The organism is Streptomyces sp. Root431 (assembly GCF_001426585.1).
Taxonomy (GTDB): Bacteria; Actinomycetota; Actinomycetes; order Streptomycetales; family Streptomycetaceae; genus Streptomyces; species Streptomyces stackebrandtii.
Genome location: NZ_LMEI01000009.1, coordinates 618,547 through 643,267 on the forward strand (window position 1 = coordinate 618,547; position 24,721 = coordinate 643,267).

28 protein-coding genes and 1 pseudogene are annotated in these 24,721 nt (G+C 72.3%); 15 read left to right on the top strand and 14 right to left on the bottom strand.

The window, feature by feature from the left end; all coding sequences use genetic code 11:
• The first annotated feature begins 158 nt into the window (after positions 1 to 158).
• From fusA to ASC82_RS16345, 4 genes are all read left to right on the top strand, one after another.
• Entirely contained in the window at positions 159 to 2,168 is a 2,010-nt protein-coding gene (fusA, locus tag ASC82_RS16330; RefSeq protein ID WP_056647936.1) for an elongation factor G, read from the top strand.
• Positions 2,169 to 2,305: 137 nt separating this feature from the next.
• Positions 2,306 to 2,779 carry a nuclear transport factor 2 family protein gene (locus ASC82_RS16335; RefSeq protein WP_056647939.1) on the top strand — a complete coding sequence of 158 codons (474 nt, stop codon included), beginning with the start codon at positions 2,306 to 2,308 and terminating at the stop codon, positions 2,777 to 2,779.
• Between the two features lie 76 nt (positions 2,780 to 2,855).
• Positions 2,856 to 3,518, top strand: a complete 663-nt coding sequence (locus tag ASC82_RS16340; RefSeq protein WP_347336078.1) for a hypothetical protein — start codon at positions 2,856 to 2,858, stop codon at positions 3,516 to 3,518.
• The gene (locus tag ASC82_RS16345) at positions 3,515 to 4,168 is read left to right on the top strand and encodes a hypothetical protein (protein WP_056647946.1); all 654 of its coding nucleotides are present in this window, start codon (positions 3,515 to 3,517) and stop codon (positions 4,166 to 4,168) included. The genes ASC82_RS16340 and ASC82_RS16345 overlap by 4 nt, the downstream gene beginning before the upstream one ends.
• A 92-nt stretch (positions 4,169 to 4,260) precedes the next feature.
• Here ASC82_RS16345 and ASC82_RS16350 read toward each other — a convergent pair whose 3' ends face one another.
• The gene (locus tag ASC82_RS16350; protein ID WP_056647949.1) at positions 4,261 to 4,605 is read right to left on the bottom strand and encodes a helix-turn-helix domain-containing protein; all 345 of its coding nucleotides are present in this window, start codon (positions 4,603 to 4,605) and stop codon (positions 4,261 to 4,263) included.
• Positions 4,606 to 4,692: 87 nt separating this feature from the next.
• Here ASC82_RS16350 and ASC82_RS16355 point away from each other — a divergent pair, with 87 nt between their 5' ends.
• The 4 genes from ASC82_RS16355 to ASC82_RS16370 all read left to right on the top strand — a co-directional run bounded on the left by ASC82_RS16355 (position 4,693) and on the right by ASC82_RS16370 (position 7,660).
• On the top strand, positions 4,693 to 5,343 hold the full coding sequence (locus tag ASC82_RS16355; protein WP_056647954.1) for an NAD(P)-binding domain-containing protein: 651 nt from the start codon (positions 4,693 to 4,695) through the stop codon (positions 5,341 to 5,343).
• A gap of 51 nt (positions 5,344 to 5,394) precedes the next feature.
• Positions 5,395 to 6,039 (top strand): dihydrofolate reductase family protein, encoded by a 645-nt coding sequence (locus ASC82_RS16360; RefSeq protein WP_056647958.1) that lies wholly within the window; start codon positions 5,395 to 5,397, stop codon positions 6,037 to 6,039.
• A gap of 138 nt (positions 6,040 to 6,177) precedes the next feature.
• Positions 6,178 to 6,720: an NUDIX domain-containing protein gene (locus ASC82_RS16365; RefSeq protein ID WP_056647961.1), complete on the top strand. Its 543-nt coding sequence runs from the start codon at positions 6,178 to 6,180 to the stop codon at positions 6,718 to 6,720.
• 154 nt (positions 6,721 to 6,874) lie between these two features.
• Positions 6,875 to 7,660, top strand: coding sequence for an SDR family oxidoreductase (locus tag ASC82_RS16370; RefSeq protein ID WP_056647963.1), 786 nt, complete (start codon positions 6,875 to 6,877; stop codon positions 7,658 to 7,660).
• A 77-nt stretch (positions 7,661 to 7,737) separates the two neighbouring features.
• Here the strand turns inward: ASC82_RS16370 and ASC82_RS16375 are convergent, their stop codons facing one another.
• The 9 genes and pseudogenes from ASC82_RS16375 to ASC82_RS16410 form a co-directional block, all read right to left on the bottom strand.
• A complete protein-coding gene (locus ASC82_RS16375; protein WP_056647966.1) occupies positions 7,738 to 8,646 on the bottom strand; it encodes an SUKH-3 domain-containing protein in 909 nt (302 codons plus the stop codon).
• 7 nt (positions 8,647 to 8,653) lie between these two features.
• The gene (locus ASC82_RS30395) at positions 8,654 to 9,049 is read right to left on the bottom strand and encodes a YwqJ-related putative deaminase (protein WP_056647968.1); all 396 of its coding nucleotides are present in this window, start codon (positions 9,047 to 9,049) and stop codon (positions 8,654 to 8,656) included.
• Complete coding sequence (locus ASC82_RS16385) at positions 9,042 to 9,506, bottom strand: SUKH-3 domain-containing protein (RefSeq protein ID WP_056647970.1); 465 nt, start codon at positions 9,504 to 9,506, stop codon at positions 9,042 to 9,044. The genes ASC82_RS30395 and ASC82_RS16385 overlap by 8 nt, the downstream gene beginning before the upstream one ends.
• A gap of 18 nt (positions 9,507 to 9,524) precedes the next feature.
• Positions 9,525 to 10,121 (bottom strand): YwqJ-related putative deaminase, encoded by a 597-nt coding sequence (locus ASC82_RS31400; RefSeq protein WP_277914788.1) that lies wholly within the window; start codon positions 10,119 to 10,121, stop codon positions 9,525 to 9,527.
• A 147-nt stretch (positions 10,122 to 10,268) separates the two neighbouring features.
• Positions 10,269 to 11,309, bottom strand: a pseudogene (locus ASC82_RS31405) (type IV secretion protein Rhs); the annotation flags it as partial.
• A gap of 101 nt (positions 11,310 to 11,410) precedes the next feature.
• The gene (msrB, locus tag ASC82_RS16395) at positions 11,411 to 11,818 is read right to left on the bottom strand and encodes a peptide-methionine (R)-S-oxide reductase MsrB (protein WP_024755072.1); all 408 of its coding nucleotides are present in this window, start codon (positions 11,816 to 11,818) and stop codon (positions 11,411 to 11,413) included.
• Positions 11,819 to 11,834: 16 nt separating this feature from the next.
• The gene (gene murC, locus ASC82_RS16400; protein ID WP_056647975.1) at positions 11,835 to 13,226 is read right to left on the bottom strand and encodes a UDP-N-acetylmuramate--L-alanine ligase; all 1,392 of its coding nucleotides are present in this window, start codon (positions 13,224 to 13,226) and stop codon (positions 11,835 to 11,837) included.
• Between the two features lie 141 nt (positions 13,227 to 13,367).
• Positions 13,368 to 13,841: a hypothetical protein gene (locus tag ASC82_RS16405; protein ID WP_056647977.1), complete on the bottom strand. Its 474-nt coding sequence runs from the start codon at positions 13,839 to 13,841 to the stop codon at positions 13,368 to 13,370.
• 105 nt (positions 13,842 to 13,946) lie between these two features.
• Complete coding sequence (locus tag ASC82_RS16410) at positions 13,947 to 14,759, bottom strand: pyrimidine reductase family protein (RefSeq protein ID WP_079039289.1); 813 nt, start codon at positions 14,757 to 14,759, stop codon at positions 13,947 to 13,949.
• A gap of 36 nt (positions 14,760 to 14,795) precedes the next feature.
• Between ASC82_RS16410 and zapE the strand changes: the two genes are divergently transcribed.
• The 5 genes from zapE (at position 14,796) to ASC82_RS16435 (ending at position 20,250) form a co-directional block, all read left to right on the top strand.
• Complete coding sequence (zapE, locus tag ASC82_RS16415) at positions 14,796 to 15,881, top strand: cell division protein ZapE (RefSeq protein WP_056647983.1); 1,086 nt, start codon at positions 14,796 to 14,798, stop codon at positions 15,879 to 15,881.
• 34 nt (positions 15,882 to 15,915) lie between these two features.
• Positions 15,916 to 16,341 (top strand): OsmC family protein, encoded by a 426-nt coding sequence (locus ASC82_RS16420; protein WP_056647986.1) that lies wholly within the window; start codon positions 15,916 to 15,918, stop codon positions 16,339 to 16,341.
• A 144-nt stretch (positions 16,342 to 16,485) separates the two neighbouring features.
• A complete protein-coding gene (locus ASC82_RS16425) occupies positions 16,486 to 17,853 on the top strand; it encodes an alkaline phosphatase PhoX (RefSeq protein ID WP_107105900.1) in 1,368 nt (455 codons plus the stop codon).
• A 122-nt stretch (positions 17,854 to 17,975) separates the two neighbouring features.
• Positions 17,976 to 19,427, top strand: a complete 1,452-nt coding sequence (locus ASC82_RS16430; protein ID WP_242427670.1) for a nucleobase:cation symporter-2 family protein — start codon at positions 17,976 to 17,978, stop codon at positions 19,425 to 19,427.
• The gene (locus ASC82_RS16435) at positions 19,420 to 20,250 is read left to right on the top strand and encodes a polyphosphate kinase 2 family protein (protein WP_242427694.1); all 831 of its coding nucleotides are present in this window, start codon (positions 19,420 to 19,422) and stop codon (positions 20,248 to 20,250) included. The genes ASC82_RS16430 and ASC82_RS16435 overlap by 8 nt, the downstream gene beginning before the upstream one ends.
• Here the strand turns inward: ASC82_RS16435 and ASC82_RS16440 are convergent.
• Positions 20,236 to 21,720, bottom strand: a complete 1,485-nt coding sequence (locus ASC82_RS16440) for a hypothetical protein (protein WP_056647994.1) — start codon at positions 21,718 to 21,720, stop codon at positions 20,236 to 20,238. The genes ASC82_RS16435 and ASC82_RS16440 overlap by 15 nt on opposite strands.
• Positions 21,721 to 21,834: 114 nt before the next feature.
• Between ASC82_RS16440 and ASC82_RS16445 the strand changes: the two genes are divergently transcribed.
• Both ASC82_RS16445 and ASC82_RS16450 read left to right on the top strand, forming a co-directional pair.
• Positions 21,835 to 22,032 (top strand): hypothetical protein, encoded by a 198-nt coding sequence (locus ASC82_RS16445; protein WP_056647998.1) that lies wholly within the window; start codon positions 21,835 to 21,837, stop codon positions 22,030 to 22,032.
• A gap of 47 nt (positions 22,033 to 22,079) precedes the next feature.
• Positions 22,080 to 22,952 carry a polysaccharide deacetylase family protein gene (locus tag ASC82_RS16450; protein WP_056648003.1) on the top strand — a complete coding sequence of 291 codons (873 nt, stop codon included), beginning with the start codon at positions 22,080 to 22,082 and terminating at the stop codon, positions 22,950 to 22,952.
• Positions 22,953 to 23,010: 58 nt separating this feature from the next.
• Here the strand turns inward: ASC82_RS16450 and ASC82_RS16455 are convergent, their stop codons facing one another.
• Genes ASC82_RS16455 through ASC82_RS30045 form a run of 3 tightly spaced genes read right to left on the bottom strand, consistent with a single transcriptional unit; the run spans position 23,011 to position 24,721 of the window.
• Positions 23,011 to 23,199 (bottom strand): hypothetical protein, encoded by a 189-nt coding sequence (locus ASC82_RS16455; protein WP_056648641.1) that lies wholly within the window; start codon positions 23,197 to 23,199, stop codon positions 23,011 to 23,013.
• A gap of 29 nt (positions 23,200 to 23,228) precedes the next feature.
• The gene (locus tag ASC82_RS30040; RefSeq protein ID WP_056648006.1) at positions 23,229 to 23,879 is read right to left on the bottom strand and encodes a hypothetical protein; all 651 of its coding nucleotides are present in this window, start codon (positions 23,877 to 23,879) and stop codon (positions 23,229 to 23,231) included.
• On the bottom strand, positions 23,876 to 24,721 hold the full coding sequence (locus ASC82_RS30045; RefSeq protein WP_056648009.1) for an ATP-binding cassette domain-containing protein: 846 nt from the start codon (positions 24,719 to 24,721) through the stop codon (positions 23,876 to 23,878). The genes ASC82_RS30040 and ASC82_RS30045 overlap by 4 nt, the downstream gene beginning before the upstream one ends.

Below are 24,721 nucleotides of genomic sequence, written 5' to 3' on the forward strand. Positions count from 1 at the left end.
TCGCCCTCCCGTGCCCGGTACGACGTGATCCTCGCCTCCTCGGCCGAGCGGTGGCGGCTGCGCGCCCGCCATCGCCGCCCGTGACGGCCTGACCTTCTCAGGATCCGTCCGGGAATCGCGCTGCCCTGTTTCCACGCAGCAGCGAAAGGCACGAGACCGTGCGTACTTCCCTCACCACCATCCACGCCGTCCGCAACCTCGGCATCCTCGCCCACGTCGACGCGGGCAAGACCACCGTCACCGAGCGGATCCTGTTCCTCACCGGCGCCACCCACAAGCGCGGCGAGGTCCACGACGGCACGACCGTCACGGACTTCGACCCGCAGGAGCGGGACCGGGGCATCACGATCTTCGCCGCGGCCGTCAGCTGCGACTGGGCAGGCCACCGGATCAACCTGATCGACACACCGGGCCACGTCGACTTCTCCGACGAGGTCGAGCGTTCGCTGCGCGTCCTCGACGGCGCCGTCGCCGTCTTCGACGCCGTCGCGGGCGTCGAGCCGCAGAGCGAGACGGTGTGGCGGCAGGCGGACCGGCACGGCGTGCCGCGCATCGCGTTCGTCAACAAGCTGGACCGGGCGGGCGCGGAGCTCGACGGCGCCGTGGAGTCGATCCGTACGCGCCTGGGCACCGTCCCGCTCCCCGTGCAGCTTCCCATCGGGCGCGAGGACGGCTTCACCGGCGTCGTGGACCTGGTCCGGATGCGGGCGTACGTGTGGGCCGACGGCGCCGACACGTACACCGAGCAGCCGGTCCCGGACGGGCTCCGCGACGAGGCCCGGCACCGCAGGCGACGCCTGGAGGAGACGGTGGCGGAGCTGCATCCCGCCGCGCTTGAGGAGTTCTGCGCGGACTCCGCGCTCTCCGAGGAGACGCTGACGGGCGCGCTCCGCGACCTCACCCTCACCGGCGAGGCCGTCGTCGTGCTCTGCGGCTCGGCCTACCGCAACCGGGGCGTCGAACCGCTCCTCGACGCCGTCGTCGCGTACCTGCCGGCACCGTCCGACATGCCTCCGGTACGCGGCGAGACGCCGGCGGACCCGGCGGCGCCGTTCACCGCGCTCGCGTTCAAGGTGAGCGCGACGGCCACCGGCCGCATGACCTACGTCCGCGTCTACGCGGGCACGCTCACGAAGGGGGACACCGTGCTCGACACAACCACCGGCCGCACCGAGCGGATCTCCCGCATCCTGCGCGTCCAGGCCGACCGGGCGACGGAGCTGGACGCGGCGCGCGCCGGGGACATCGTCGCCGTCGTCGGCCCGAAAACCGCCCGGGCGGGCGCGACGCTGTGCGCGCCGGACGCGCCGGTCGTCCTCGAACCGCCGACGACCGCCGACCCGGTGGTCTCGGTCGCCGTGGAGGCCCGCCGGAGCACGGACACCGGTCGGCTCGCGACGGCCCTCGCCCGGCTCTCCGAGGAGGACCCGTCCCTCGTCGTGCGGTCCGACCCGGAGACGGGCCAGACGGTCCTGTCGGGCCTCGGCGAACTGCACCTGGAGGTCGCGGTGGAGAAGCTCAGGCGCGACCGCGGCCTGGAGGTGACGGTCGGACGTCCGCAGGTCGCGTACCGCGAGACGGTGACGAAGGGCGTCACCGGCCTGCTGTACCGCCATGTCAAACAGGACGGCGGCGCGGGCCAGTTCGCCCATGTCGTCATCGACGTGGAGCCGACGGACGGGGACGACGACTTCGCCTTCGTCTCCGCCGTCACGGGCGGCCGAGTGCCGCAGGAGTACATCCGCGCGGTCGAGGCCGGCTGCCGGGACGCCCTCGTCGAGGGCCCCCTCGGCGGCCACCCGGTGACGGGTGTCCGGGTCACGCTCACGGACGGCGCCACGCACCCGAAGGACTCCTCGGAGATGGCTTTCCGCACGGCGGGCCGCTTCGCGCTGCGCGAGGCGCTCCGCGCGAGCGCGATGGCGGTCCTGGAACCGGTGGCGGAGGTCACGGTCACCGTCCCTGCTGAGTCCGTCGGCACGGTCCTCGGCGACCTCGCGGCCCGCCGGGGCCGGGTCACGGACTCGACGACCCGCTCGGGTACGGCGGTGGTCTCGGCGACGGTGCCACTGGCCGAACTCTTCGGCTACGCCTCCCGCCTCCGCGGCCGCACCCAGGGCCGGGGCACGTTCACCACCCGCCCGGCGGGATACGTCCCGGCTCCGTAGGGCCACCTGAGGCCGTGTGTTCGGCCCGCACGAACAGTGCGACCGGACACACGGCCGCCGGCCCCGCACTCCTCTCCTGCGGGGCCCCAGCTCGGGTGAGACTGCCTCAACCAGAGTCGACCTGATATGAGTTGATCATGACTGCAGCAACTCTTGATCCGATGGAGCGCCTGCTCGCAGAGCGGGCTTGTGAGCGGCTGGTCGTCGAGTTCGTCCACCGGCTCGACCTCGGGGACCCGAGCTCGGTGGCGGACCTCTTCACGCCGGACGGCGCCTGGGAATGGCCCGCCGGCGACCGCCGCATCGCGGGTCACGACGCCCTGCGCAGCTACTTCGGCAACCGGCCCGCAGACCGACTGTCCCGCCGTATATGCACCAACATCCTGGTCACCGTGGCCTCTGCGGACACCGCCACCGCCACCACCTACTTCACCACGTACCGCGTCGACGGCTACAGCGAGGGCCTCGTACCGCCGCGGCCCCCGGTTCAAGTGGGGCACTACGAAGACACGTTCCGCAAGGTGGACGGCGTCTGGCTGCTCACCACGCGGACGCTCTTCCTCTCCTTCGCCGGTCCCACCGAACGCCTCGACGGGCCCGGCCGGTCATGAGAACGGCTCCCGGCCGACCGGCCGTCGAGGGTCCCACGCGGGGAGGCGAGCTGCCGCCGTCGGCGGCCGAAAGCTCGTGGCGGTGCAGCAGTGGGTTCGGCATCATCCCCATGTGATCGTGATGCAACCCGTTCTGGAGATCTCCGCTGTCGACGACTTCGCGCACTGGCCGGTGGGCGAGCACGAGTCATTCGGCTACCTCGTGCTGAACGGGGAGCTGACTCCGGCGGAGGTCGGCACGGCAGTCATGCGGATCGCCGACTGCAACGACTTCGAGTCGGAGGAGGAGCACGGGCCGTGCCCGACCGACCCGCTCGGTTCGTTCCTGCACGGCCTGCTCACCATGCCCGATCTGTTCGCCGCCGGTGGGTTCCGCGTGACCGACGACGCCACCGACACCGTCTTCGTCGAGCCGGGCTGCTGCAACGGCCTGGAGACCTGGCGGGACTGGCTGGAGGTGCTCGACGGCACCGGCTGCTCCTCCTTCGGCCACGATCCGTCCTCGATGGCCGAACGCGTCGGCGACATCGTCCGGCTGACGCACGATGTCGAGGGGACGGATGGCCCGGTGATCGAGCTGCCGGTGGACGAGGTACGCAGGCTCGTGGCGGGCGCCCAGCAGGATGTGCAGGACTTCCTCAGCCTTGCCGGAAACTGGGCTGAACAGCACCTGCCGGCCCACGCTGCCGCCGTCACTGCCGCCCTGGCACGGGCGCTGGACCTGGCGCCCACACCATGACCAGTTTCCTGACCCACCGAGCGCTCGTGCACGACGCTCGCCTTCCCCTCCGCCGCCGGCACAGCGCGCTGCGGACCTGCATCACCCTCTTCGCTCCGTACGGCTTCCGGGCGACGTACCACCACCTCACGCTCAGCGCCGCGATCCCCCGGCGGCTGGAGGCGGACCCGGACGCGCTGGTGCGGGCGGTGGAGGAACTGCATGAGGCGCGGGTGCTGTGGCTCGCCCGGGCCGAGGAGTACGCCGCGCAACGCCGGGCGGAGAAGCGGTCGGGGCGGCGGGCCGTATCGAACCCGCGACCGTGGTGGCTGCGGAGCAGGTGGGACGGCCCGGACCACGCCTGGCACCAAGACCCGTTTCGCCACCCGTCGCTGCGACTGTCCGCGTACGTACGGCGGCAGAACGCGATTCTGGACGGCGCCGAGCCGCCCGGCTGCCCGGCTTGCGGGAATGAAGGACCGCGGGTGCCGAGCCCGACCGGGCACGGCTGTATCGAGCTGTGCCGCGAGTGCTCGTGGGTGCTGGCGCCGTGTTCGTGCGGGAAGCGTCACCGGTTCGTGCCGGGGACCTCGTTCAGCTGGAACGGGATCTGGCAGCGGTCGCACATGAGCGATGACGGCATGCCGAACCCGCATTGGCCTGCGGGCTAGCCGGCAGCAGACCGACCGCCCCGCCGCCTACGCCCAGCGCTGATCGCCCACACGAACAGCGCGGGCCGAACGCGCGGCCGCCGGCCCCGGCCTCACCCTCCGTGCCTCTCCTGGGCGGCCATGACCTCGTCGCCGTGCTCGAAGGCCCACGCGCCGAAGGCGTCGATCGGACCGAGCAAGGTCCGGCCCAGGGGGGTGAGCTCGTACGCGACGCGGGGCGCCGTGCCCGTACGGCGCTCCACGAGGCCGTTGAACTCCAGCCGCCGCAGCGTCTCCGTGAGGACCTTGGAGCTGATCCCGCCGATCCGTTCCTGGAGTTCGCCGTGGCGGCAGGGCCCGCCCTTCAAGGCCCAAAGCACCACCGAGTTCCAGGTGTTGCCGAGCAGGTCGAAGGCGAGGCGCGCGCGGCAGTCGGCGAGATATCCGTCGGAAGTCACGTACCAAATGGTGCCCGAAGGGCTCCCTAATGTCGTTTCCGCAGGCGTCCGAAACGGACGTGGGAAAGCCAGAAAGGGAACGGAACCATGAGGATCGGCGTCCTGGGGACGGGAAACATGGCTCAGGCGCTCGCCACCCACTGGGTGCGGGCGGGGCACGAGGTGCTCGTCGGTGGCCGCGACGCGCGGAAGGCGCAGTTGCTCGCGGCCCGGATGGGCGGCGGCACGCGGTACGGCGACCCGGACGAGGCGGCCGGCTTCGGCGAGGTCGTCCTCGCCGCGCTCCCGTACGGCGCCGGGGCGGAGGTCGTCGGAGCCGTACGGGAGCGGCTTGAGGGGCGGGTCCTGATCGACTGCTCCAACCCGGTCGGCCCCGGCTTCCGGCTGTTGACGGACGGCGGGCCCTCGGCGGCCCTGCGGCTGGCCCGGGCGGCCCCCGGTGCGCGGGTGGTGAAGGCCTTCAACCTCTGCCACGAGGACGTCTGGCGGATGACCCCGCCGGTCTTCGACGGGCGGCCCCTCGCCGTCCCGCTGTGCGGCGACGACGCGTCGGCGCTGGCTCACGTGGAGGGGCTGGTCCGCGACATAGGCTGCGAACCGGTGGCCGGCGGCGGCCTCGACCGGGCCGGCCTGCTGGAGGCGACGGCCGCGCTCTTCATCGGCCTGTGGGTGGGCGAGGGGGCGGACGTCCAGGCCATCGCCCCGCCACTGGCGTTCGCGACGGGACCGCAGCGATGAGTATCCGCGGCTCGGCCGGTCTCACCTCTGTCGACACCACAGGAGGAACACGTGCCTCAGCTACTGAGAGTCCAGAACTTCAACGTCTCGAGTGACGGGATCGGCGCGGGCGAGGACCAGACCCTGGAGAGGCCGTTCGGTCACGTCGACCCCGGGAGGCTGTTCGCCTGGGCCGGTGCCACGGCGAGCTGGCCCATGCGCACCGATCCCGGGGGCAGCCGGGGCCTGGACGACTACCTCACGCGGGACTACGCCCGGAACATCGGCGCCGAGATCATGGGCCGCAACAAGTTCGGGCCCCAGCGCGGGCCCTGGCAGGACCACGAGTGGCAGGGCTGGTGGGGTGACGAGCCCCCGTTCCGTACGCCGGTGTTCGTCATGACCCACCACAAGCGTCCTTCGTTCACGCTCTCCGACACCACGTTCCACTTCGTCGACGGCGACCCCGCCACGGTCCTCGCGCAGGCCAAGGAGGCGGCGCAGGGCAAGGACGTCCGACTCGGCGGCGGGGCCACCACCATCCGCGAGTTCCTCGACGCCGACCTCGTCGACACCCTGCACGTGGCGGTCTCACCGGTGAAGCTCGGGTCCGGCGTACGGCTCTGGGAGTCCCCCGAGGAGCTGCTCGACCGCTTCCACCTGGACGTCGTTCCCAGCCCGAGCGGGGTGACCCACCACCTGTTCTGGCGGAAGTGACCGCTGCTCGGGCCCCGACTCGCACTCTCCACCGCGACTTGGAGTCGCCCGCGGTCGGGCCGCCGTGCTCGGCCGCGGTGCCCGGCCTGCCGGCCGCCCGACCGCCCGACCGGCCGCCCGACGGCGATACTGGCCGCCATGACCAGCACACCCGACACCGCGGCGGACCCGTTCTCCCGGATCAAGATCCGGACCGGGGCCCTGGTGTTCTGCGGCGACGACGTCGCGCTCATCCGCCGCGACCGCCCCGACTCCACCCACTACACCCCGCCCGGCGGCAACGTCGAGCACGGCGAGGACCTCGACCAGGCCCTCGCCCGCGAACTCTCCGAAGAGCTCGACCTCGACACCGCCCTGGCCGAAGGCGGCGACCTGATGTGGGTCATCGACCAGCGCGTCACCCGCCCCGGCCCCACCCCGCCCCCGCGCAAACTCCACCTGATCTACCGCCTCCACATCACCCCCGAAATCCGTGCCGCCCTCGCCGAGGTCGAGCAGGACGAACTGCCCGACGGCAGCCACGAGACCGGCGTCGTCGAATGGATCGACTACCGCAGGACCGCCGAACTGCCCCTCTTCCCGCCCATCGGCCCCGCCCTCGCCGCCCTGCCCGACCCCCGCGCCACCGTCACTGATGCCGCCCTCCCCGCCGTCACCGACGAGAACTACCTCTGGGTGTGACCGCCTGCCCGCCCGGCGCAGGGTGCCGCGCGGCGGCCGGCCGTCGACCGTGATGCGGGTCCGTTGCCCGCGAATGCCCTGTGCCAGGATGCGGGGACCGGCCAATCCCCCGCACGAGGACGGGCCGGCGCCGTACGACACGAGGAGCGACACGATGAGTACGACCCCCGGCGCCTATCTCTCCGAGCTGTTCTCGCTCGACGGGCGCACCGCCCTCGTCACCGGCGGCAGTTCGGGCATCGGCCGGGCCATCGCCGGGGCCCTGGCACGCGCGGGGGCGAGCGTGGTGGTCCTGGCGCGCAAGGAGGAGGAGCTCGTCGAGACCGTGGACGAGCTGACCGCCGAGGGCTGCCGGGCCGCCTGGGTGAGCGCCGACCTGAGCACCCGCGAGGGGATCAAGGCCGGGGCGGAGGCGGCTGCGGCCGTGTTCGGCGAGCCGGACATCCTGGTGAACTCGGCCGGGATCAACCTCCGGCCCCCGCTGGGCGAGTTGGACGACGAGGTCTGGGACACCACGATGACCGTGAACCTGGAGGCGCCGTTCCTCCTCGGCCGGCGCTTCGGCCCCGGCATGGCCGAGCGCGGCTTCGGCCGGATCATCCACATCACGTCCCAGCAGGCCCACCGCGCGTTCGTGCAGAGCGGGGCGTACGGGGTGTCCAAGGGCGCGCTGGAGTCGCTGGCCCGCTCGCAGGCGGAGGCCTGGTCCCCGTACGGCGTCACGGCCAACACCCTGGTCCCCGGCTTCGTCATGACCCCGCTCAACCGGCGGCTCTCCTCCGACCCGGAGAAGGTGGAGGCGCTCGCCGCCCGGACCATGGTCGGCCGCAACGGCCTGGCCGGGGACTTCGCGGGCGCGGCCGTCTTCCTGGCGAGCGCTTCCTCGGCGTACGTGACGGGGCAGTCCCTCTTCGTGGACGGCGGGTTCTCCGTCCACTAGGACGCCTGGACGTGCGGGCATCCGGACGTGCGGACGGGCTGCCTGAACGGGCAGCCGACCGCAGCCCGGATCTGCGGTCAGGGGCCGAGCGGAGTCCCCGACCAGGCGGCGAAGGCCTCGGCGCAGGCGTCGAGCACGGTCGCCGTGGGGCCGAGGGACGCGGACAGGCCGGCCGACAGGGTCAGTGCGGGCCCTTCCGCCGGGTTGCCCACCGTCACGGCGCACTCCACGGTGGCCGGCGGCCCTTCCGTACCGCGCGGCACGGGAATCGTCAGGGTCAGTTCGCAGCCGCCCGCGCGTACGCCTGCGGCGTCGAGGCGCCCGGTCATCGCGGCGATCAGCGGTTCGGTGCTGCTCTCCAGGGAGCCGGGGCCCAGCGGGAAGACCTCGTCCACGGCCACGACGCCGATCCCGCGCAGGGTCGTCGCCCGCAGGCGTACCGCCCGGGCGCCGTACACGCCGTTGCTGTGCAGGACGTAGACGGCGACGAGGGCGGCGCGTACGGCGGCGGCGAGGTCGGCCGGGGCCCCGGGCAGCGGGAAGCGCCGGCGGGGCGCGCGGAGACGGGTCGGTGCGATTCCCTCCGCGAGCGCGGCCAGGCCCTCACCCGCCGTCCGCCCGAGCAGCCAGGGCCCTCCGGTGCCGAGCATCAGGAGCCGGCCCTCCTCGTCGACGGCGAGGGGCGCGTCCGTGTCCGTACGGCCGAAGGGGAAGAGCCGGACTCCGAGCTCGGCCCCGAGGCGGTCGAGCTGAGGGCTAGCGAAGCGGGCCTCGCGGGGGTCGACGACGCAGCCGGTGGCGGCGACCTCGCGCCCGCCGTCCTGGGCGGGCGGCACGCGCAGGCCGTGGAACTCGCGCACGGCGCGCTCGGCGGCGGGGAAGACGCTCCCCCCGCCGACCGTCACCGTCGTGAGGATCGCCAGCATGGCGGCGTCCCCCGCGTCACGCCCCTGCCGCCAGCCGGCCTTCGTCAGTACGTCGTGCACGGGCAGGTCACGCCTCGCCGTGGAGGACGTCGATGCCGAGCCGGTCGAGGAGCGCCGTGCACGAGCGGCAGACCTCGGCCTCCGTACCGTGCTCGGGGTCGCCGTGCGGACGGATCTTACGGGCGACGAGCGCGGCGCCCTCGAAGTGCGGGGCCGCCTCGTCCAGGGTGATCGTCCGGCCGTCGGCCCGCTTCCGGTCGAGGCCGAAGAGCTCGTCGGAGACGAGCGCGGACTCGGCGCAGTAGCCGATGAACGGCTCGCGCAGGGAGGGCGGAAGCGCGTCGAAGAACTCCTGGACGGCGGGGTGGAGGTGAGGCTCGCCGTCACCTGTGAGGTTGGTGTGGCTGGTGATCGTGCCGTGCATGAGCAGCGACGCGGCCGTGCCGGGAATCAGGTCAGACAAAGTAGTCCTCCGCGTCCTGCATCGGGGCGTGGGCGAGGCTGATCATCGCCTCGTGCTTGTCGGCGCCCATGTAGTAGGCGCCGGTGTGGTGAAGGTAGAAGAACCTGCCCTGCTCGTCGACGAGCACCGGGGACGAGTCCGAGCTGTCGAGGCCGACCGGGAAGAGTCGTACGCCGAGGTCGCGGCTCAGTTCGGCGACGTCGGCCGGAGCCGAACGGTAGCCCAGGTACGGGGTGAAGTAGAGGTACTCCTCGCGGGGGGCGTCGATCGTCAGGCGCAGCCCGCCGTGTTCGGCGAGGAAGGCGGTCGCGGCCGCGAAGGGCTCCACCGGGAAGCCTGCTTCCCGGTACTGCTCGGCGACCTCCTTGATCATCGCCGTCGCCTGGTCGGTCACGTCACGGCCGGGGAACCATCCGTGTTCCCCGAACCAGGCGTCGACGTCCTCCCGGGTTTCCATTCGCGGCACGGGAACTCCTTATCCGGTGTAGGCGGAGACGCCCGCCATGTCCATTGCGATCTCGCACGAGCGGCACGGGGGTTTGTACTCGCCGTGGCCGAGGGGGTGCGGTTTGACCTGCTCGCCGATCTGCACGCTGTACACCTGCGATCCCTTCATGGCCTGGCGTACGTCGTCGGCCGACTTGATCGAGGTGCCGTCGGGGTCGAGGCTCCGCAGCCGGTCCGAGACCAGGTTGGCCTCCGCGCATTTGCCGTGTCCCGCCCCTGGGTTCCTGCCTTCGCCTTCGATCTGCGCCTTGACGTCGTCGTAGATCGACTGCATGGCGGGGTGCAGATCGGGCACCTTCTGGCCGGCTCCCTTGGTGGCGCTGGAGTGGCTCGTGACGGTTCCGTCGTGCAGGAGGCTGCCGGAGCAGGATCCGTCGAGGAGGTTGGTACCGGGCGGGAAGTGGGTCTTGGCAAGGTCGATCTGGTGCTTCGGGTCGTTCGGGTTTTCGGGGTCGGCCTTGCGCGCCTGATTCGCGAGGTCGCGGGCCTCCTGGACGAGCGCCGCCCGCTGCTGTTCGGGCGTCAGGTGGCTGACGTCGAGCGGGTCCGTCCGGTGGTGCCTCATGTTACCGGCGGAGCTACCGTGCCAGGGCGGGGCCGGGGTGATGCGGTTTCCGCCGGGGTTGTTGCCGGAGCCGCCGTTGCCGCTTCCGCCGGGCGGATTGCCGTTCCCGCCGCCACCACCGCCGCCTCCGCCGCCGCTCCCCTTGCTGTCGTGGTCGCCCTTGCGCTGGCGGGCGAAGCGGTCGCGGAGGTTGTCGTCGGTGTTCTTGTGGTCGACGGAGATCTGCTTGACGGCCTTGGGGAGCGTCTGGCCGACGTGGTCGCCCATGTTCTTCGCGGCCTTGGTGAGCGCTTCGAGCGCCTTGTCGGCGATCGGGTCGATCGCGTCGGCGATCGAGTCACGGCCCCTCGTCCGGCCGTGCGCGGTCTTCGCCTTCGTGAGTTTGCCCGCGGTCTTGCCGTGGATGCCCGCGCTGACGGTGTTGAGCTGGGTGGAGGCGTGGGTGTGCTCGGCGTGCTCGATGTGCAGGTTCTTCAGCCCACTGCCCTGGGAGCCGCCGCCACCGCCGCCGGCCGAGGCCAGGTTCATGGCCTCCTTGCCCGACTGGACGCCTTCCTTGAAGCCGTCCTGTCCGGCGTTCTTCGTCTGGTCGAGGTCGACGCCCTCCTGGAGGCCGATCGCGACCGCGCCGAGCTGGACGACGAGGTCGGCGGCCATGCCTTCGAGGGCGGCCACCGCGGGCTCGGTCATCGCGGCCACGACGTAGCCGACGGCCTCCTCCACGCACTCCTTGATCAGGCGCTTGATGACCTCTTGCGTGGCCCGCATCGACGCCGCGCCGATCAGCGCCGACAGGCCGCCGGTCACCGGGATCAGCGAGATCGCGATGCCGGCCTCGGCCGCGAGATAGCCGAGCTGGACGAGTGCGGCGAGCTTCATGCCCTCGATCGCGCCGGCCGCCGTGTCCAGGCCGCCCGCGACCGTCCGGGCCGCGCCGGAGATGTCCTTGAGGTGTTTGCTCTTGACCTTTGCCCAGTGCTCGTTGAGCGCGTCGATCGACTCGCCCTGACTCGACGACAGCAGCCGCTCGAAGTGGTTGTTCGCGAGCTGACCGTCGTCCTCCAGGTCCTCCGCGAACTCCCTGAGCGCGTCCGCCATCTCGCGATACGCGTCCTCGTCGACGTTCGGCCACGCCACCCCGATCAGATCGAGAAGTGTGTCCGCCCAGTCCGGAACCGTGACTGCCACGTTTCCCCCGTCCCCCGTGGTCGGCTGTTTGCAATGCCGAATAGTCCTACCACAGGGGACGTCTGACGGGCCGTCCGGGTTCCCGGTCGACCGGGAACCCGTCAGCCCTCTTCCGGCTCCAGGCGCAGCGAGATCGAGTTGATGCAGTACCGCTGGTCCGTCGGGGTGGGGTAGCCCTCGCCCTCGAAGACGTGGCCCAGGTGCGAGCCGCAGCGCGAGCAGCGGACCTCGGTGCGGACCATGCCGTGGGAGCGGTCGTCGATCAGCTCGACCGCCGCCGAGTCCTTGGGGTCGAAGAAGGAGGGCCAGCCGCAGTGCGACTCGAACTTCTCGTTCGACGTGAACAGCTCCGCGCCGCAGGCCCGGCAGGAGTACACGCCCTTCGTCTTCGTGTCCGTGTACTCACCGCGGAAGGCGGGCTCGGTGCCCGCCTGGCGCAGTACCTGGTACTCCGCCGGGGTCAGCTCCGCACGCCACTGCTCGTCCGGCTTCTCGACGTCGTACGCCATGAGCTCGCTCCCTCTGCTACTTCGACAGGTGGTCCAGGATCAGCGGGCCGAGGTCCGTGACGTCGCCCGCGCCCATGGTGAGAACGAGATCGCCGGGCTTGGCCATTCCCGCGATGACGTCCGGGACGGCCGCCTTGTCGTGGACGGCCGTGACGTCGGCGCCGGCCCGCTGCGCGGCGGCGATGATCAGCTCGCTGGTGATGCCGGGGATCGGGTCCTCGCGGGCCGGGTAGATGTCGAGGACGACCGAGGCGTCGGCGAGGGCCAGCGCGTCGCCCATCTCCTTGCCGAGCTCCTGGGTGCGGGAGAAGAGGTGGGGCTGGAAGACGACGAGCAGGCGCGCGGCTCCGGCGGCGCCTCGCATGGCCTCCAGGTCGGCGGTCATCTCGGTGGGGTGGTGCGCGTACGAGTCGATGACCTGGACGCCCGCGGCCTCGCCCTTGAGCTGGAGGCGGCGGCCGACGCCGGTGTAGGCGGTGAGGGCCTGGGCGAGCTCGGCCGGGTCGATGCCGACGCGGGCGCCGGCGGCGAGGGCCGCGGCGGCGTTGTGGGCGTAGTGGCGGCCGGGGACGGAGACCGTGAAGGTGTGCTCGACGCCGTCGAGGAGGACGACGACCTCGCTCTTCATGCCGTTCGGGACGATCTTCAGGATCCGGGCGTCGGAGTCCTCGGACTCGCCGACCGTGACGATGTTCAGGCCGTCGCGGTCCGCGACCCGGCGGGCCAGCTCGCGGGCGCCGGCGTGCTCGCCGACGACCAGGGTGCCGCCGGGGCGGATCTTGGCGGTGAAGGCCTCGAAGGACTCGTAGATCTCGTCCATGGAGGCGTAGTTCGCGTGGTGGTCCAGCTCGACGTTGAGGACGATCGCGACCTCGGGGTCGTACTTCTGGAAGCTGCGGTCGCTCTCGTCGGCCTCGGCGACGAAGACGTCCCCGGTGCCGTGGCGGGCGTTGGTGCCGGGGCCCGCGAGGTCTCCGCCGATGGCGTACGAGGGGTCGAGGTCCAGCTCGGTGAGGGCGACGGCCAGCATCGAGGTGGTCGTCGTCTTGCCGTGCGTACCGGCGACGGCGATGGCGCGCAGGTCGTCCATGAGGGAGGCGAGCGCGTCGGAGCGGTGCACGACGGGGATGCCGAGCTCGGCGGCGCGGGCCAGCTCGGGGTTGTCGGCGCGGATGGCGCTGGAGACGACGACGGCGGAGGCGTCGTCGGCGAGGTGCTCGGCGGCGTGGCCGATGTGGACCGTGGCGCCGAGGGCGCGGAGGGCCTCGGCGGTCGGGGATTCCTTGGCGTCGCTGCCGGCGACCTTGGCGCCCCGCTGGGCGAGGATCTTCGCGATGCCCGACATGCCGGCACCGCCGATGCCGATGAAGTGCGGCCGTTCCATGGCGGCAGGGATGGCGGGTGCCATGTGGATCTCTCCCCGGGGGTGCGTCTGGCTGTGTCGTACTGGAAGCACCAGCCTAGTGGCTCGCGGCGGACGGCCCGGGGCACGGCGGGTCCGCCGTGTCCGCGCCCCCTGCACGGGGCGCGGACAGGGCCTCCGGACGTGTTACTCCTGGCTGTGGGCGAAGAGCTTGAGTACGGGTACGCCGACCTTGTGGCGGGCCCGGGAGGCCCAGTCCCGGTGGAAGAACTCCTCCACGTAGTGCGGAGCGGTGAGAACGATCACCTCGTCCGCCTCCGCCTCCTCGACCACCGCCTTCATCTTGGTGAGCGGGTGGTCCTCGACGACCTGGCCGACCGCTTCGCAGCCGGCCTTCCTCAGGGCCTGGAGCGAGTACTCCAGGGCCTGCTCGGCGGGGACCCGGGCGGCCTTGCCCTCCGGTTCCCCGCCCTCGTGGGCGGCTTCCTTCAGTTCGCCCATGGCGACGTCGTCGATGGCCCGCAACAGCACATCGGCCTGGTCACCACGCGGCTGCATAAGGACGATGAAGGACACGCCCTCGTCGCCGTGCAGCGTGGTGACGAACTCCACGTCGACGGACGTCAGGGGCTTCTCGATCATCAGAACGCTTGTGAACACCTCAGGAGCCCTTCTGCGGAAACCATCCTTCCCCGTGCCCGCACGGGGTCTGCGACATAAGTGTGCCCAGCGGACGGAAAGCGGAACGACAAATTCCGCCGATTGTCAGATCCGACGGTAGCGGGTGAAGAGGAAGCCGTCCTGCTCCAGCACCGACACCACCGAGAAGCGTGTCGGCACGGCCACCGACGGGCCTCCCGCGATCCGCTGCGCACCGCCCGCCGTCATCGTCGGCGAGATCGTCAGACACAGTTCGTCGAGGACGTCCGCCGCCACGAACTGACCAAGGAGACGGGGCCCGCCCTCGGTCAGCTGGCGCCGCAGCCCGCGCTCCGCGAGGGCCGCCACCGCGCGGGCGGGCTCCACCCCGGCCCCGTCCCCCGCGACCAGCACCTCGGCGCCCGCCTCCCGGGCGGCCCGTACGCGCTCGGCGGGCGCGGCGGCCCCCGTGAGGATCAGGGTCGGGACGAGCGGATCCGTGAAGAGCGGCAGGGAGAAGTCAAGGTCCAGCGAGGCGGTGACCACGGCGATCACGGGTGCGGGGCCCTGCCCGGCGGCGGCCCGGCGCTCCGCGAAGGCCTCCCGCGCCCTGGCCGGTCGGTACCCCTCCAGGCGTACCGTTTCCGCGCCCACGACGATCACGTCGGCGAGCCCGCGGAGGGTGCCGAAGATCCGCATGTCCGTCTCGGACGAGAGCGGCTGGGAGCGGCCGTCGTGCTGGCCGGCCCCGTCGAGGGACGAGACCATGTTGGCCCGCAGCCACACAGCGTCACCATCCGGGTACGCGTAGGCGTCGGCGAGCTCGTCGAGGGACCACTCCCGGCCGCCGGTCGGACTCCCGTTCGCAGGGGTCCCGGCCTGGGCCCCCGCTTCGTTTGCGGGGTCTGTCATGTAGGTCACAGGGAGCAAACGTCGCATCCTCGCAGTCTGACATGGCGCTTACAGTGGGGAACTGTGTCGACCCACGCCCTCACCGAAGCGGCTTCCACCGAAGCGGCCCCGCTCTCGCTCTGCTCCCGAGAGCCCCACGTCCCCGCCGACCGACTCGTCGCGGAGATGGTGCCGCCACCGCGCTTCGACTCCGTACGTTTCGATACGTACCTCCCGGACCCGAACCAGCCCAGCCAGACGGACGCCGTCAAGGCGCTGAGCGGCTTCGCCGAGGGCCTCGGCGGGGCGCACGCCTCCGGCGCCGGCAAGCGCCGCTGGTTCGCCAAGAAGCCGGCCGCCCCGAGCGGGCCGCGCGGGGTCTACCTGGACGGCGGATACGGCGTCGGCAAGACCCACCTGCTGGCCTCCCTGTGGCACGCGACCCCCGCCGAGCCCGCGCTGAAAGCTTTCGGCACCTTCGTCGAGCTGACGAACCTGGTCGGCGCGCTCGGCTTCCAGCAGACGGTGAAGACCCTCAGCGGGCACCGTCTCCTGTGCATCGACGAATTCGAGCTCGACGACCCGGGCGACACCGTCCTCGTCTCCAGCCTCCTCGGCAAGCTCGTCGAGGCGGGCGTGGCGCTCGCCGCCACCTCCAACACGCTCCCGGGCAAGCTCGGCGAGGGCCGCTTCGCCGCCGCCGACTTCCTCCGCGAGATCCAGGGCCTCTCCGCGCACTTCATGCCGCTGCGGATCGACGGCGAGGACTACCGCCACCGCGGCCTGCCCGAGGCCCCCGCGCCCTACACCGACCAGGTCGTGACGGAGACCGCGTACGCGACGCCGGGCGCCTCCCTCGACGACTTCCCGCACCTCCTCGACCACCTGGCCAAGGTGCACCCGAGCCGGTACGGCGCGCTCACCGACGACCTCTCGGCGGTCTGCCTCACCGACGTCCAGCCCGTCCCCGACCAGTCGACGGCGCTCCGGCTCGTCGTCCTCGCCGACCGGCTCTACGACCGCGAGATACCGGTCCTCGCCTCCGGAATGCCCTTCGACCGCCTCTTCAGCGACGAGATGCTGAACGGCGGCTACCGCAAGAAGTACTTCCGGGCGATCTCCCGGCTCACCGCGCTCGCCCGCGACGCGAAGGGACTGGTCGCGCAGTAGCTTGGGGGCCGTACCCGATCGAAAGGGATCCACCATGGCCACCGTGCGTCACGCCCACACCGTCTGGCAGGGCGACCTCCTCAAGGGTTCCGGCGTCGTCACCCTCGACTCGTCGGGCCTCGGCTCGTACGACGTCTCCTGGCCCGCCAGGACCGAGGAGCCGAACGGCAAGACGAGCCCCGAGGAGCTCATCGCCGCCGCGCACTCCTCCTGCTTCTCGATGGCCTTCTCCAACATCCTGGCCAAGGCCGACGCACCGCCGGCCCGCCTGGAGACCAAGGCGGACGTCACCTTCCAGCCCGGCCAGGGCATCACGGGCATCCACCTGACCGTGCGCGGCGAGGTCCCCGGCCTGGACGCCGCCAAGTTCCAGGCGCTCGCCGAGGACGCGAAGAAGAACTGCCCGGTCAGCCAGGCGCTCACGGGCACGACGATCACCCTCACCGCCGAACTGGTCTGATCCCTTTCTGACCTCACGTCAGAACGGGCGCCACACGAGGCAGTTGTGGCCCGCATGGTTCACGTGTCACCACAGTGCGTGATACACACATGCGGGTCACACGTCACACACCTGTCCTGTCCGCCAACAGGAAGTTGTTGCCTCATGTCCGCGACACGACGTCAGATCCTCTCCCGCACCGGCGCGTCCGTCGCCGGGATCGCCTTCACCGGCGCCTTCTCCGAACTCTTCGCCGGCGGCGCGGCCGCCGCCGGGATCGGGAACCGGGGCGGCTACGGCCCCCTCCTCCCCGACCCCGCCGGACTCCTCGACCTCCCGGCCGGCTTCCACTACAAGGTCCTCTCCCGGCAGGGCGATCCGCTCCGCTCCGGCGAGGGACCCGTCCCCAGCAACCACGACGGCATGGGCGCCTTCGCCGGCCGCCGCGGGCGCGTGCACCTCGTCCGCAACCACGAGAACCGGGTCACCGGAAAGATCGGCGTCCCGACCGTCCCCGGACTGACGTACGACCCGGCCGCGAAGGGCGGGTGCACGGCCCTCGAACTCGACGGCCGGAACAACGTCCTCGGCGAGCGCGTCGCCATCGCCGGGACCGCCGTCAACTGCGCGGGCGGGCCCACCCCTTGGAACACCTGGCTGACCTGCGAGGAGACCGAGGACCGGGCCGGGACGAACGGCTACACCAAGGACCATGGCTTCATCTTCGAGGTCGACGGCGCCGACCCGCACCGCACCGGGGCCGTCCCGCTCACCGCGATGGGCCGCTTCCAGCACGAGGCGATCGCCGTCGACCCGTCGAGCGGCATCGTGTACGAGACGGAGGACGCCTTCCAGCAGCCCTTCGGCCTCTTCTACCGCTTCCTCCCGCACAAGCCGCTCGGCGGCACCGGTTCGCTGCGCGCGGGCGGCGCCCTGGAGGCCATGCGGGTGCCCGGCGTACCCGACCTCTCCGTGATCCAGGAGACCGGCGCGCGCTTCGAGGGCGTCGAGTGGGTCCCCGTACCCGATCCGCAGGCCGCCGAGACGCCGATCAGGCTCCAGGACTTCGGGCCGAAGGGCATCACGCACGCCCAGAAGCTGGAGGGCTGTTACTGGGGCGGGCGGGCCGTGTACTTCGTGTCCTCCTTCGCTCGCCTCAAGGACGGCTCGGGCGCGACGCACTTCGGTCAGGTGTGGAAGTACGAGCCGCACCGGCGCCGCCTCACGCTCGTCGTCGTCTTCGGCCCGAGCACGGACATCCAGCTCCCCGGCGAGTCGCCGGACAACATCTGCCTGACGCCGAGCGGCGGCCTGATGGTCAGCGAGGACGGCGAAGGGGCGCAGCACGTCTACGGGGTGAGCAGGAAGGGCGAGGTGTACGCGGTCGCGCGCGGAGCCCAGAACATCGGCACCCCGGAGGCCCCGGAGTGGGGCGAGTTCGCGGGCGTCACCTTCTCCCCGGACGGCTCCACGATGTACGTGAACTGCTACACGCCGGGGACGACGTTCGCGGTGACGGGCCCGTGGTGCTGAGCTGAACCGGTGAGGTGACGGGTGGTCGCGCTACGCGCGTAACGCGCTCGTAGCGCGACCGCCCCACGCCGACAACGAACACTTGCGTGAATGCGCTCGTGACCCTTCCTCCTGCTCATCCCGTGGACCGGCGACCGCCGTTCGGGCGGCTCGCCGCGCTCGGCACGCAGCACGTGCTCATCATGTACACCGGGTGCGTCACCGTCCCGCTCGTCTTCGGCGCCGCCGCCGGCCTCGATCCGGCGGCCATCGCCCTCCTCATCAACGCCGACCTGCTGATCGCCGGACTCGTCACGCTCGTCCAGAGCCTCGGCGTCGGGAAGGTCCTCGGCATCCGGCTGCCGATCGTCACGGGGGCGACCTTCGCGGGCGTGACCCCGATGATCCTGATCGAGCAGGAGTACGGCATGCCGGCCGTGTACGGCTCGATGCTGGCGGCCGGACTCTTCGGGCTGCTCGTGGCGGTGCCGTTCGCCCGGCTGGTCCGCTTCTTCCCGCCGCTCGTGAGCGGCACGGTCATCACGGTCGTCGGGCTGTCCCTGATCGGCGTCGGGGCCGGGCTCATCACCGGCAACGACCCGGAGGCCGCCGACTACGCCTCCGGCGAGCGGCTGGCCCTGGCGGCGGGCGTCCTCCTCTTCGTCGTGCTCTTCACCCGGTTCGCCCGGGGCTTCCTCGGCCAGATCGGCATCCTGATCGCCCTGGTGCTCGGCACGCTCGCCGCCGTCCCCCTGGGGCTCACGGACTTCTCCCGGGTCTCCGGCACCGACTGGGTGGGCCTGGCCGCTCCCTTCCACTTCGGGGCGCCGCAGTTCCCGCCGACCGCCGTCATCGCGATGTGCGTGGTGATGCTGGTGATCTTCACCGAGTCGACGGCCGCGATGCTCGCCGTCGGCGAGGCCACCGGCCGCCCGGTCACCGACAAGGACCTGGCGCGCGGCCTGGCGGCGGACGGGCTCTCCGGCGTCCTCGGCGGCGCCATGAACTCCTTCATGGACACGGTCTTCTCCCAGAACGTCGGCCTGATCGGCATCACCAAGGTCGCCAGCCGGTACGTCACCGCCGTCGCGGGCGGCATCCTCGTCGCCCTCGGCCTCGTCCCCCGCCTCGGCGCGGTCGTCGCCGCGCTCCCCGGCCCGGTCGTCGGCGCCGCGGGGCTCGTGCTCTTCGCGACGGTCACCATGGTCGGCGTGAACACCCTGCGCCGGGTCGACCTCGACCAGGGGCACAACCTGACGATCGCGGCGGTCGCGCTCGGCGTCGGGCTGCTGCCGGAGGTCGCGGACGGGATCTACGACGGCTTCCCGGCCTGGTCCCGCATCATCCTCGGCAGCGGCATCACGAGCGCGGCCCTCGCCGCCTTCCTGCTCAACCTCCTCTTCCACCACACGCGGTCCGCGGTCGCGGGCGGCCCGGTTCCGGCGCAGGATCGGGGAAGGACGGGGAGAGCGGCGGAAGGGTCACGCGGTGGCGAAGAAGAGGGACGAGCGGAAGAAGACGAAGGACGACCCGGCGAAGACGAAGGACGACCCGGCGAAGAAGCAGCGTCGGCAGCGGGACACGCCCCTGCGTGACCTGCTGCGCGTCCCCGGGGGCGAGCCCCTCGACCTCACCGCGTACGACGCCTCGGCGATCCCGGCCGGGCCCGCCGACAAGGCGTCGGGCCTGGCCGCCACCGCCGCCCTCGCGCCGCGCCTCGCCGACCTCCAGGAACGGCTGTACGCGTCGAGCGCGGCGGGCGACCGGCGACGGCTGCTCCTGATCCTCCAGGGCATGGACACCAGCGGCAAGGGCGGCACGGTCAAGCACGTCATCGGCCTCTTCAATCCGTCCGGCTGCCGCATCCGCGCCTTCAAGGCCCCGACCCCGGAGGAGCGGAACCACCCCTTCCTCTGGCGGATCATGATGGCGCTCCCGCAGCCGGGCGAGATCGGCATCTTCGACCGCTCGCACTACGAGGACGTCCTCATCGCGCGCGTCCGCGACCTGGTCCCGCGCTCCCGGCTCGACCGCCGCTACGGCCAGATCAACCACTTCGAGAAGTCCCTCGCCGAGGACGGGGTGACGGTCGTCAAGGTCTTCCTGCACCTGTCCTACGAGGAGCAGCGCAACCGGCTCCTGGAGCGCCTGGACAATCCGGAGAAGCACTGGAAGTTCAACCCGGGCGACATCGAGGAGCGGTCGGTGTGGCCGGCGTACCGGGAGGCGTACGAGGTCGCCCTGGAGCGCTGCTCGACGGACGAGGCGCCCTGGTACCTGGTCCCGGCGGACCGCAAGTGGTACCGGAACTGGGCGATCAGCAAGCTGCTGCTGGAACACCTGGAGGCGCTGGATCCGGCGTACCCGCCGGGGGACTTCGACGTGGCCGAGTGCCGGCGGCTGCTACTGATGACGTGAGCGGCGCCAGTCCCTGACGGCGCTCGCCAGCACCTCGGAGGACTCCAGGTCGAGGAGTTCCAGCCGGCCGTGACCCACCATGACGGTGAGCAGCCGGCCGAGGAGGGCCGTCTCGTCCGCGCGGGCCAGCCGCATGGTGAAGGTGGTCATGACCTCCGTGTCGTCCAGCCACGTCACCACGTCGAACAGGGTGTCGATCCCGGCGTCGTCCAGCTCCCTGATGGCCCGGCCGAGTCGCAGGTCGGGCCCGGAGCCGATCGCCGCGGTGAGGACGAGGGCCGCCATGTCGTGGCGCCCCGCCTTCGCGATCCCCACCAGGGCCCGCAGGCCGAACCGGTCGAGCCGGCTCCCGTTGGCGAGCTTCTCCGCCACCCGCGCCAGGCGGACCGGAGCCGCCGTGCCGCCCAGCGCGGCCGTCACGAGGGCGACCGCCTCCGCGTCGCTCCGCGTGCGGCCCACCGCCACGGAGAGAACGCGGTCGGCCTCGGAGTCCGAGCGGATCTCGACGTCCCGCAGGCCCTGGAGGACGAGGGCCGCGTTCCGCTCGGTGATCCGGGCGGCGACCGCCGCCGTCCACGACTCCCGGGTCCGGGTCCGTCCCAGCCGTACGACCTCCGGGGCGAACGCCAGCACGTCGCCCAGCGGCCGCAGCCGCGCCACGTCCGCGGCGAAGGTCTCCGGGGCAGCTCTGTGCTCCGTCAGCCAGCGCAGCAGCTCCGCCACCTCGTCCAGGGGGCGGGACCAGGCGGCCTCGGTCAGATCCCGCGCCGCCTCGGGGAGGTCGTCCTCGTCCCACATCCACATCAACTGGCTCTTGAACAGCTCCAGCGGTACGTCGTCGGGGGCCTGCGCAGGCCCCCGCCTCGACAGTTCCTCCTCCAGCCTCAGCACCTGGTCCCGCAGCTCCCGGCTCTGGCGCTCGGCCTCCTCCCGGAGGCGCTCGGCGTCCCGGAGGTCCTGGCGGAGCCGGTCGAGGGCCGTCCGCTCGGCGCCCCAGTCCAGGCGGAGGCGGGTGAGGTCTTCGGAGACGTGACGGACTTCCGACTCCTTCTTCTCCAGGAGGGCGTGGAGGGCCTCGATGTTGCGGTGGGCCCGTTCCGTGTCGCGCCGGGAGCGGGCCAGTTCGTCCCGCAGGCTCTCCAGCCGGAACTCGTCCGGGTTGCAGACGCGCAGCGCCTCCAGCCGCTGGCTGCGGAGGGCCTCCTTCGCCTCCGGTTGGAGCGGGGCGCCGACGTGCTCCTCCACCTCCCTCACCAGGCGGTCGATGAAGTCCTGGGGAGCGAGCCGGCGGCCGGCGAGGTAGCGGGAGACGGCGGACTTGTCGAGGTGGACGCGGTGCGCGTACTGGGCCTGGGGGATGTCCAGTCTGTTGAACAGCCCCTTCAACACGGTGCCGAGCGCCGCAACTTCGGCGACACTGCCCCGCTCGATCTCCGACGAGTCGCCCTGCGTACGGGCTACTTCGGTCATGCGGCCCCCTCCCCCGTGCCGTTGACACCGCACCGGCAACGGTTGCGGCTTTCGCAACGTACCGGACGCGTCCGACGGTGGGGGCTCACCCGGCCAACCACCCGAAGGAACCCCATGCGTACTCTCCGCTGGGCGCAGCGCGCCCTCATCGTCCTCGTCGCGACGGTGCCCCTGCTGCTCGTCACCCTCGCCTTCGTCCCCGCGCTTCTCGTCCTTCCCTTCCGCCGCGAGCGGGCCGCGCACGCCCAGGCGATGGTGCGTCAGCTCAGCGCGTGGACTCGGGCGCTCCTGCTGTCGAGTCGCGAGCGTTAGCCACTTTGATCGGTTAACTTCCGAGCGTGAACATTCCTGTACGAAATATGGCGGCGTTCGTCCTCCTGGGCGCCGCTCTCGTCGGCTGCGGCGGGGGCGGCGCCCCGGCCCCCGTGGCGAAGGAGCCGACGGGGCCGGCCGTCACCCGCAGCCCGTCGCCGAAGGCCGACGCGGCGGCCGGGCCCAAGCCGGCGGCCGGACGAGGCGCAGGCCGCACCGCGCCGCCCACCCTGGCCCCGGGGCCCGGCGGGCTCACCCCCGTCTACAGCCGCCGTACCCGGGACGCCGAGAAGGTCGTCGCGCTCACCTTCGACGCCGACATGACGGCCGACCAGGGACCGCGCGCCGCGGGCGGCGAGCGCTTCGACAACCCGCAGCTGATCGCGACCCTGCGCCGGCTCAAGGTGGACGCCACCGTCTTCATGACGGGCCGCTGGGCGGAGGAGTACCCGGACCAGGCGAAATCCATCGGCGGGGACCCGCGCTTCGAGATCGCCAACCACTCGTACAGCCACTACGCCTTCGCGTCCCCCTGCTACGGCCTCCCGACCGTCGCGGGACCCGACATGACGGCCGACGTGCAGCGGGCCTTCGACGCCTTCCGCGATGCCGGGGCCGTCAACGTCGTCCCGTACTTCCGCTTCCCCGGTGGCTGCTACGACGACGCCGCCCTGCGCGCGCTCGGCCCCGCCGGGGTGACGGCGGTCCAGTGGGACGTGGTCAGCGGCGATGCCTTCGCCAAGGACGCGGACGCGGTCGCCGAGCAGGTGCTCGACGGGGTCAAGCCCGGCTCGCTCGTCGTCATGCACTGCACGCGGAGCGCCGCCCCCGTCACCGAGCGGGCGATCCGCCGGATCGTCCCGGAGCTGCGGGCGCGCGGCTACCGCTTCGTGAAGGTCTCGGAGCTCATGAGCCGCTGAGGCGCATCAGCTGCTCACGTCAGCCGGTCAGGTCAGCTGGTCACGTCAGCTGCTCACGTCAGCCCGAGCAGGCATTGCGCTGGGCCTCCTGCCACTCGCAGACCGGGCAGAGCGTGATCCCCTTGGTCGACTCCGGGTACTCGGTCGGCTCCTGGCACAGGACGCAGGAGGCGAAAGGCCCCTCGGCCGCAGGTTCGGGCGTCGGGCCGGGCTCGGGGGTGCAGTACGACGACGTCGACTCGGTCATGCCTTCGAGCGTACTCACTCCGGGCCCGCTCATTCCAGGTGCGCCGTGGCCCGGCAGGCGAGGGCCGCCGTCGCCGCCGCGAGGAGCACGGCGCCGGCGCACGCGAGCCACGGCAGCTGCGCGGTCGTCGTGCGGGCACCCGTGACCAGGGCGGTCAGGGCGTGCTTCGCCGGAGAGCCCGTGGTGACGAGCGCGAGGAGCGAGCCGGTGACGAGGGCCGCGACCGACCAGCCGGCCGCCTTGAGGAACGGGCGTGCGGTCAGGGCGCCCACGGCGGCGCCCGTCAGGACACAGGCCGCCGTCGCGAGGAGCCCGGCGGCCGCGGCGGCGGGCGCGCCGACCCCGCGCCGGTCGCCGATCGCGGTGAGACCGAGGACGGCGAGCACGCCGAGGAGCCCCGGCAGGGCGGTCCCGGTGAGGAGCGCCGCGAGGTGGGCGCGGCTCCGGCCGGCGGCCGCGGCGACGACGTTCCGGGCGGCGGCCGGTTCCTGGGTGAGGCAGATCCGTACGCACCAGGCCGTCACCGGCACCAGGCCCGCCGTCGAGAAGCCGAGCGCGCCGAGCACGGGTTCGCCCGCGCGGACGCCGACGGCGAGGAAGGCCGCGTAGAGGAGGAGCGGTGCGAGCCAGCGCTGCGAGCGGAGCAGCAGACCCGCCTGGTAGCGCAGGAGCGCCGTCATGCGCGTACGCCTTCGGAGTCGAGTCGGTGAATGTGCCAGGAGGCGGCGAGGAGCGCCGCGAGGAGCGCGTCGGAGTGGGCCGCGTCGACGGTCAGGACGAGGGGGCGGGTGGCGTCGTCCGGGTCCTGCGGCTCGGCGGCGGGGGCGCCCGGCAGGCCCTCGGGGAGCGGCTTGCCGCCGGAGGCGGTGATCCGGACCCGGGGCTCCCGCGGCGCTTCCCGCACCGCTGCCGGCACGGCCCGTACCGCACCCGAATGCACCTCGTACACCGCGTCCGCCTCCCCCGCGAGGCGCCGCGGGTCGTGGTCGACGAAGACGGCCGTGCCACCCGCCGCGACCCGCTCCCGGACGGCTCGGTCCAGTTCGGCGCGGGCGGTGGTGTCGAGACCCGTCCAGGCCTCGTCGAGGACGAGGAGGTCCGGGTCCGCGAGGAGGGCCTGGGCGACGGCGACCTTCTGGCCGGTGCCCTTGGAGAGCTCCGCCAGTTCCGTACGGGCGTGCTCGGCGGCCCCGAAGCGCTCCAGCCACTCCCCCGCGCGGGCCCTGGCCGTCGCCCGGCCCAGGCCCTGGACGCGGCCCAGGTGGACCAGGTAGTCGGTGGCCGTGAAGGGCAGGGCCACGGGGAAGCGTTCGGGGACGTACGCCGTGCGGGGCGGGCGGCCGGTCACCCGGCCCTCGCTCGGGGCGTCGATCCCGGCGACCAGCCGGAGCAGGGTCGACTTGCCGGTGCCGTTGGTGCCGACGACCCGGACGAGGGCGGAGGCGGGCAGGTCGAGGACGGCCTCGCGCAGGACCCACGGTCCGCGCGGGCCGTACCGGCGCCCGACCCGCTCCAGCCTCAC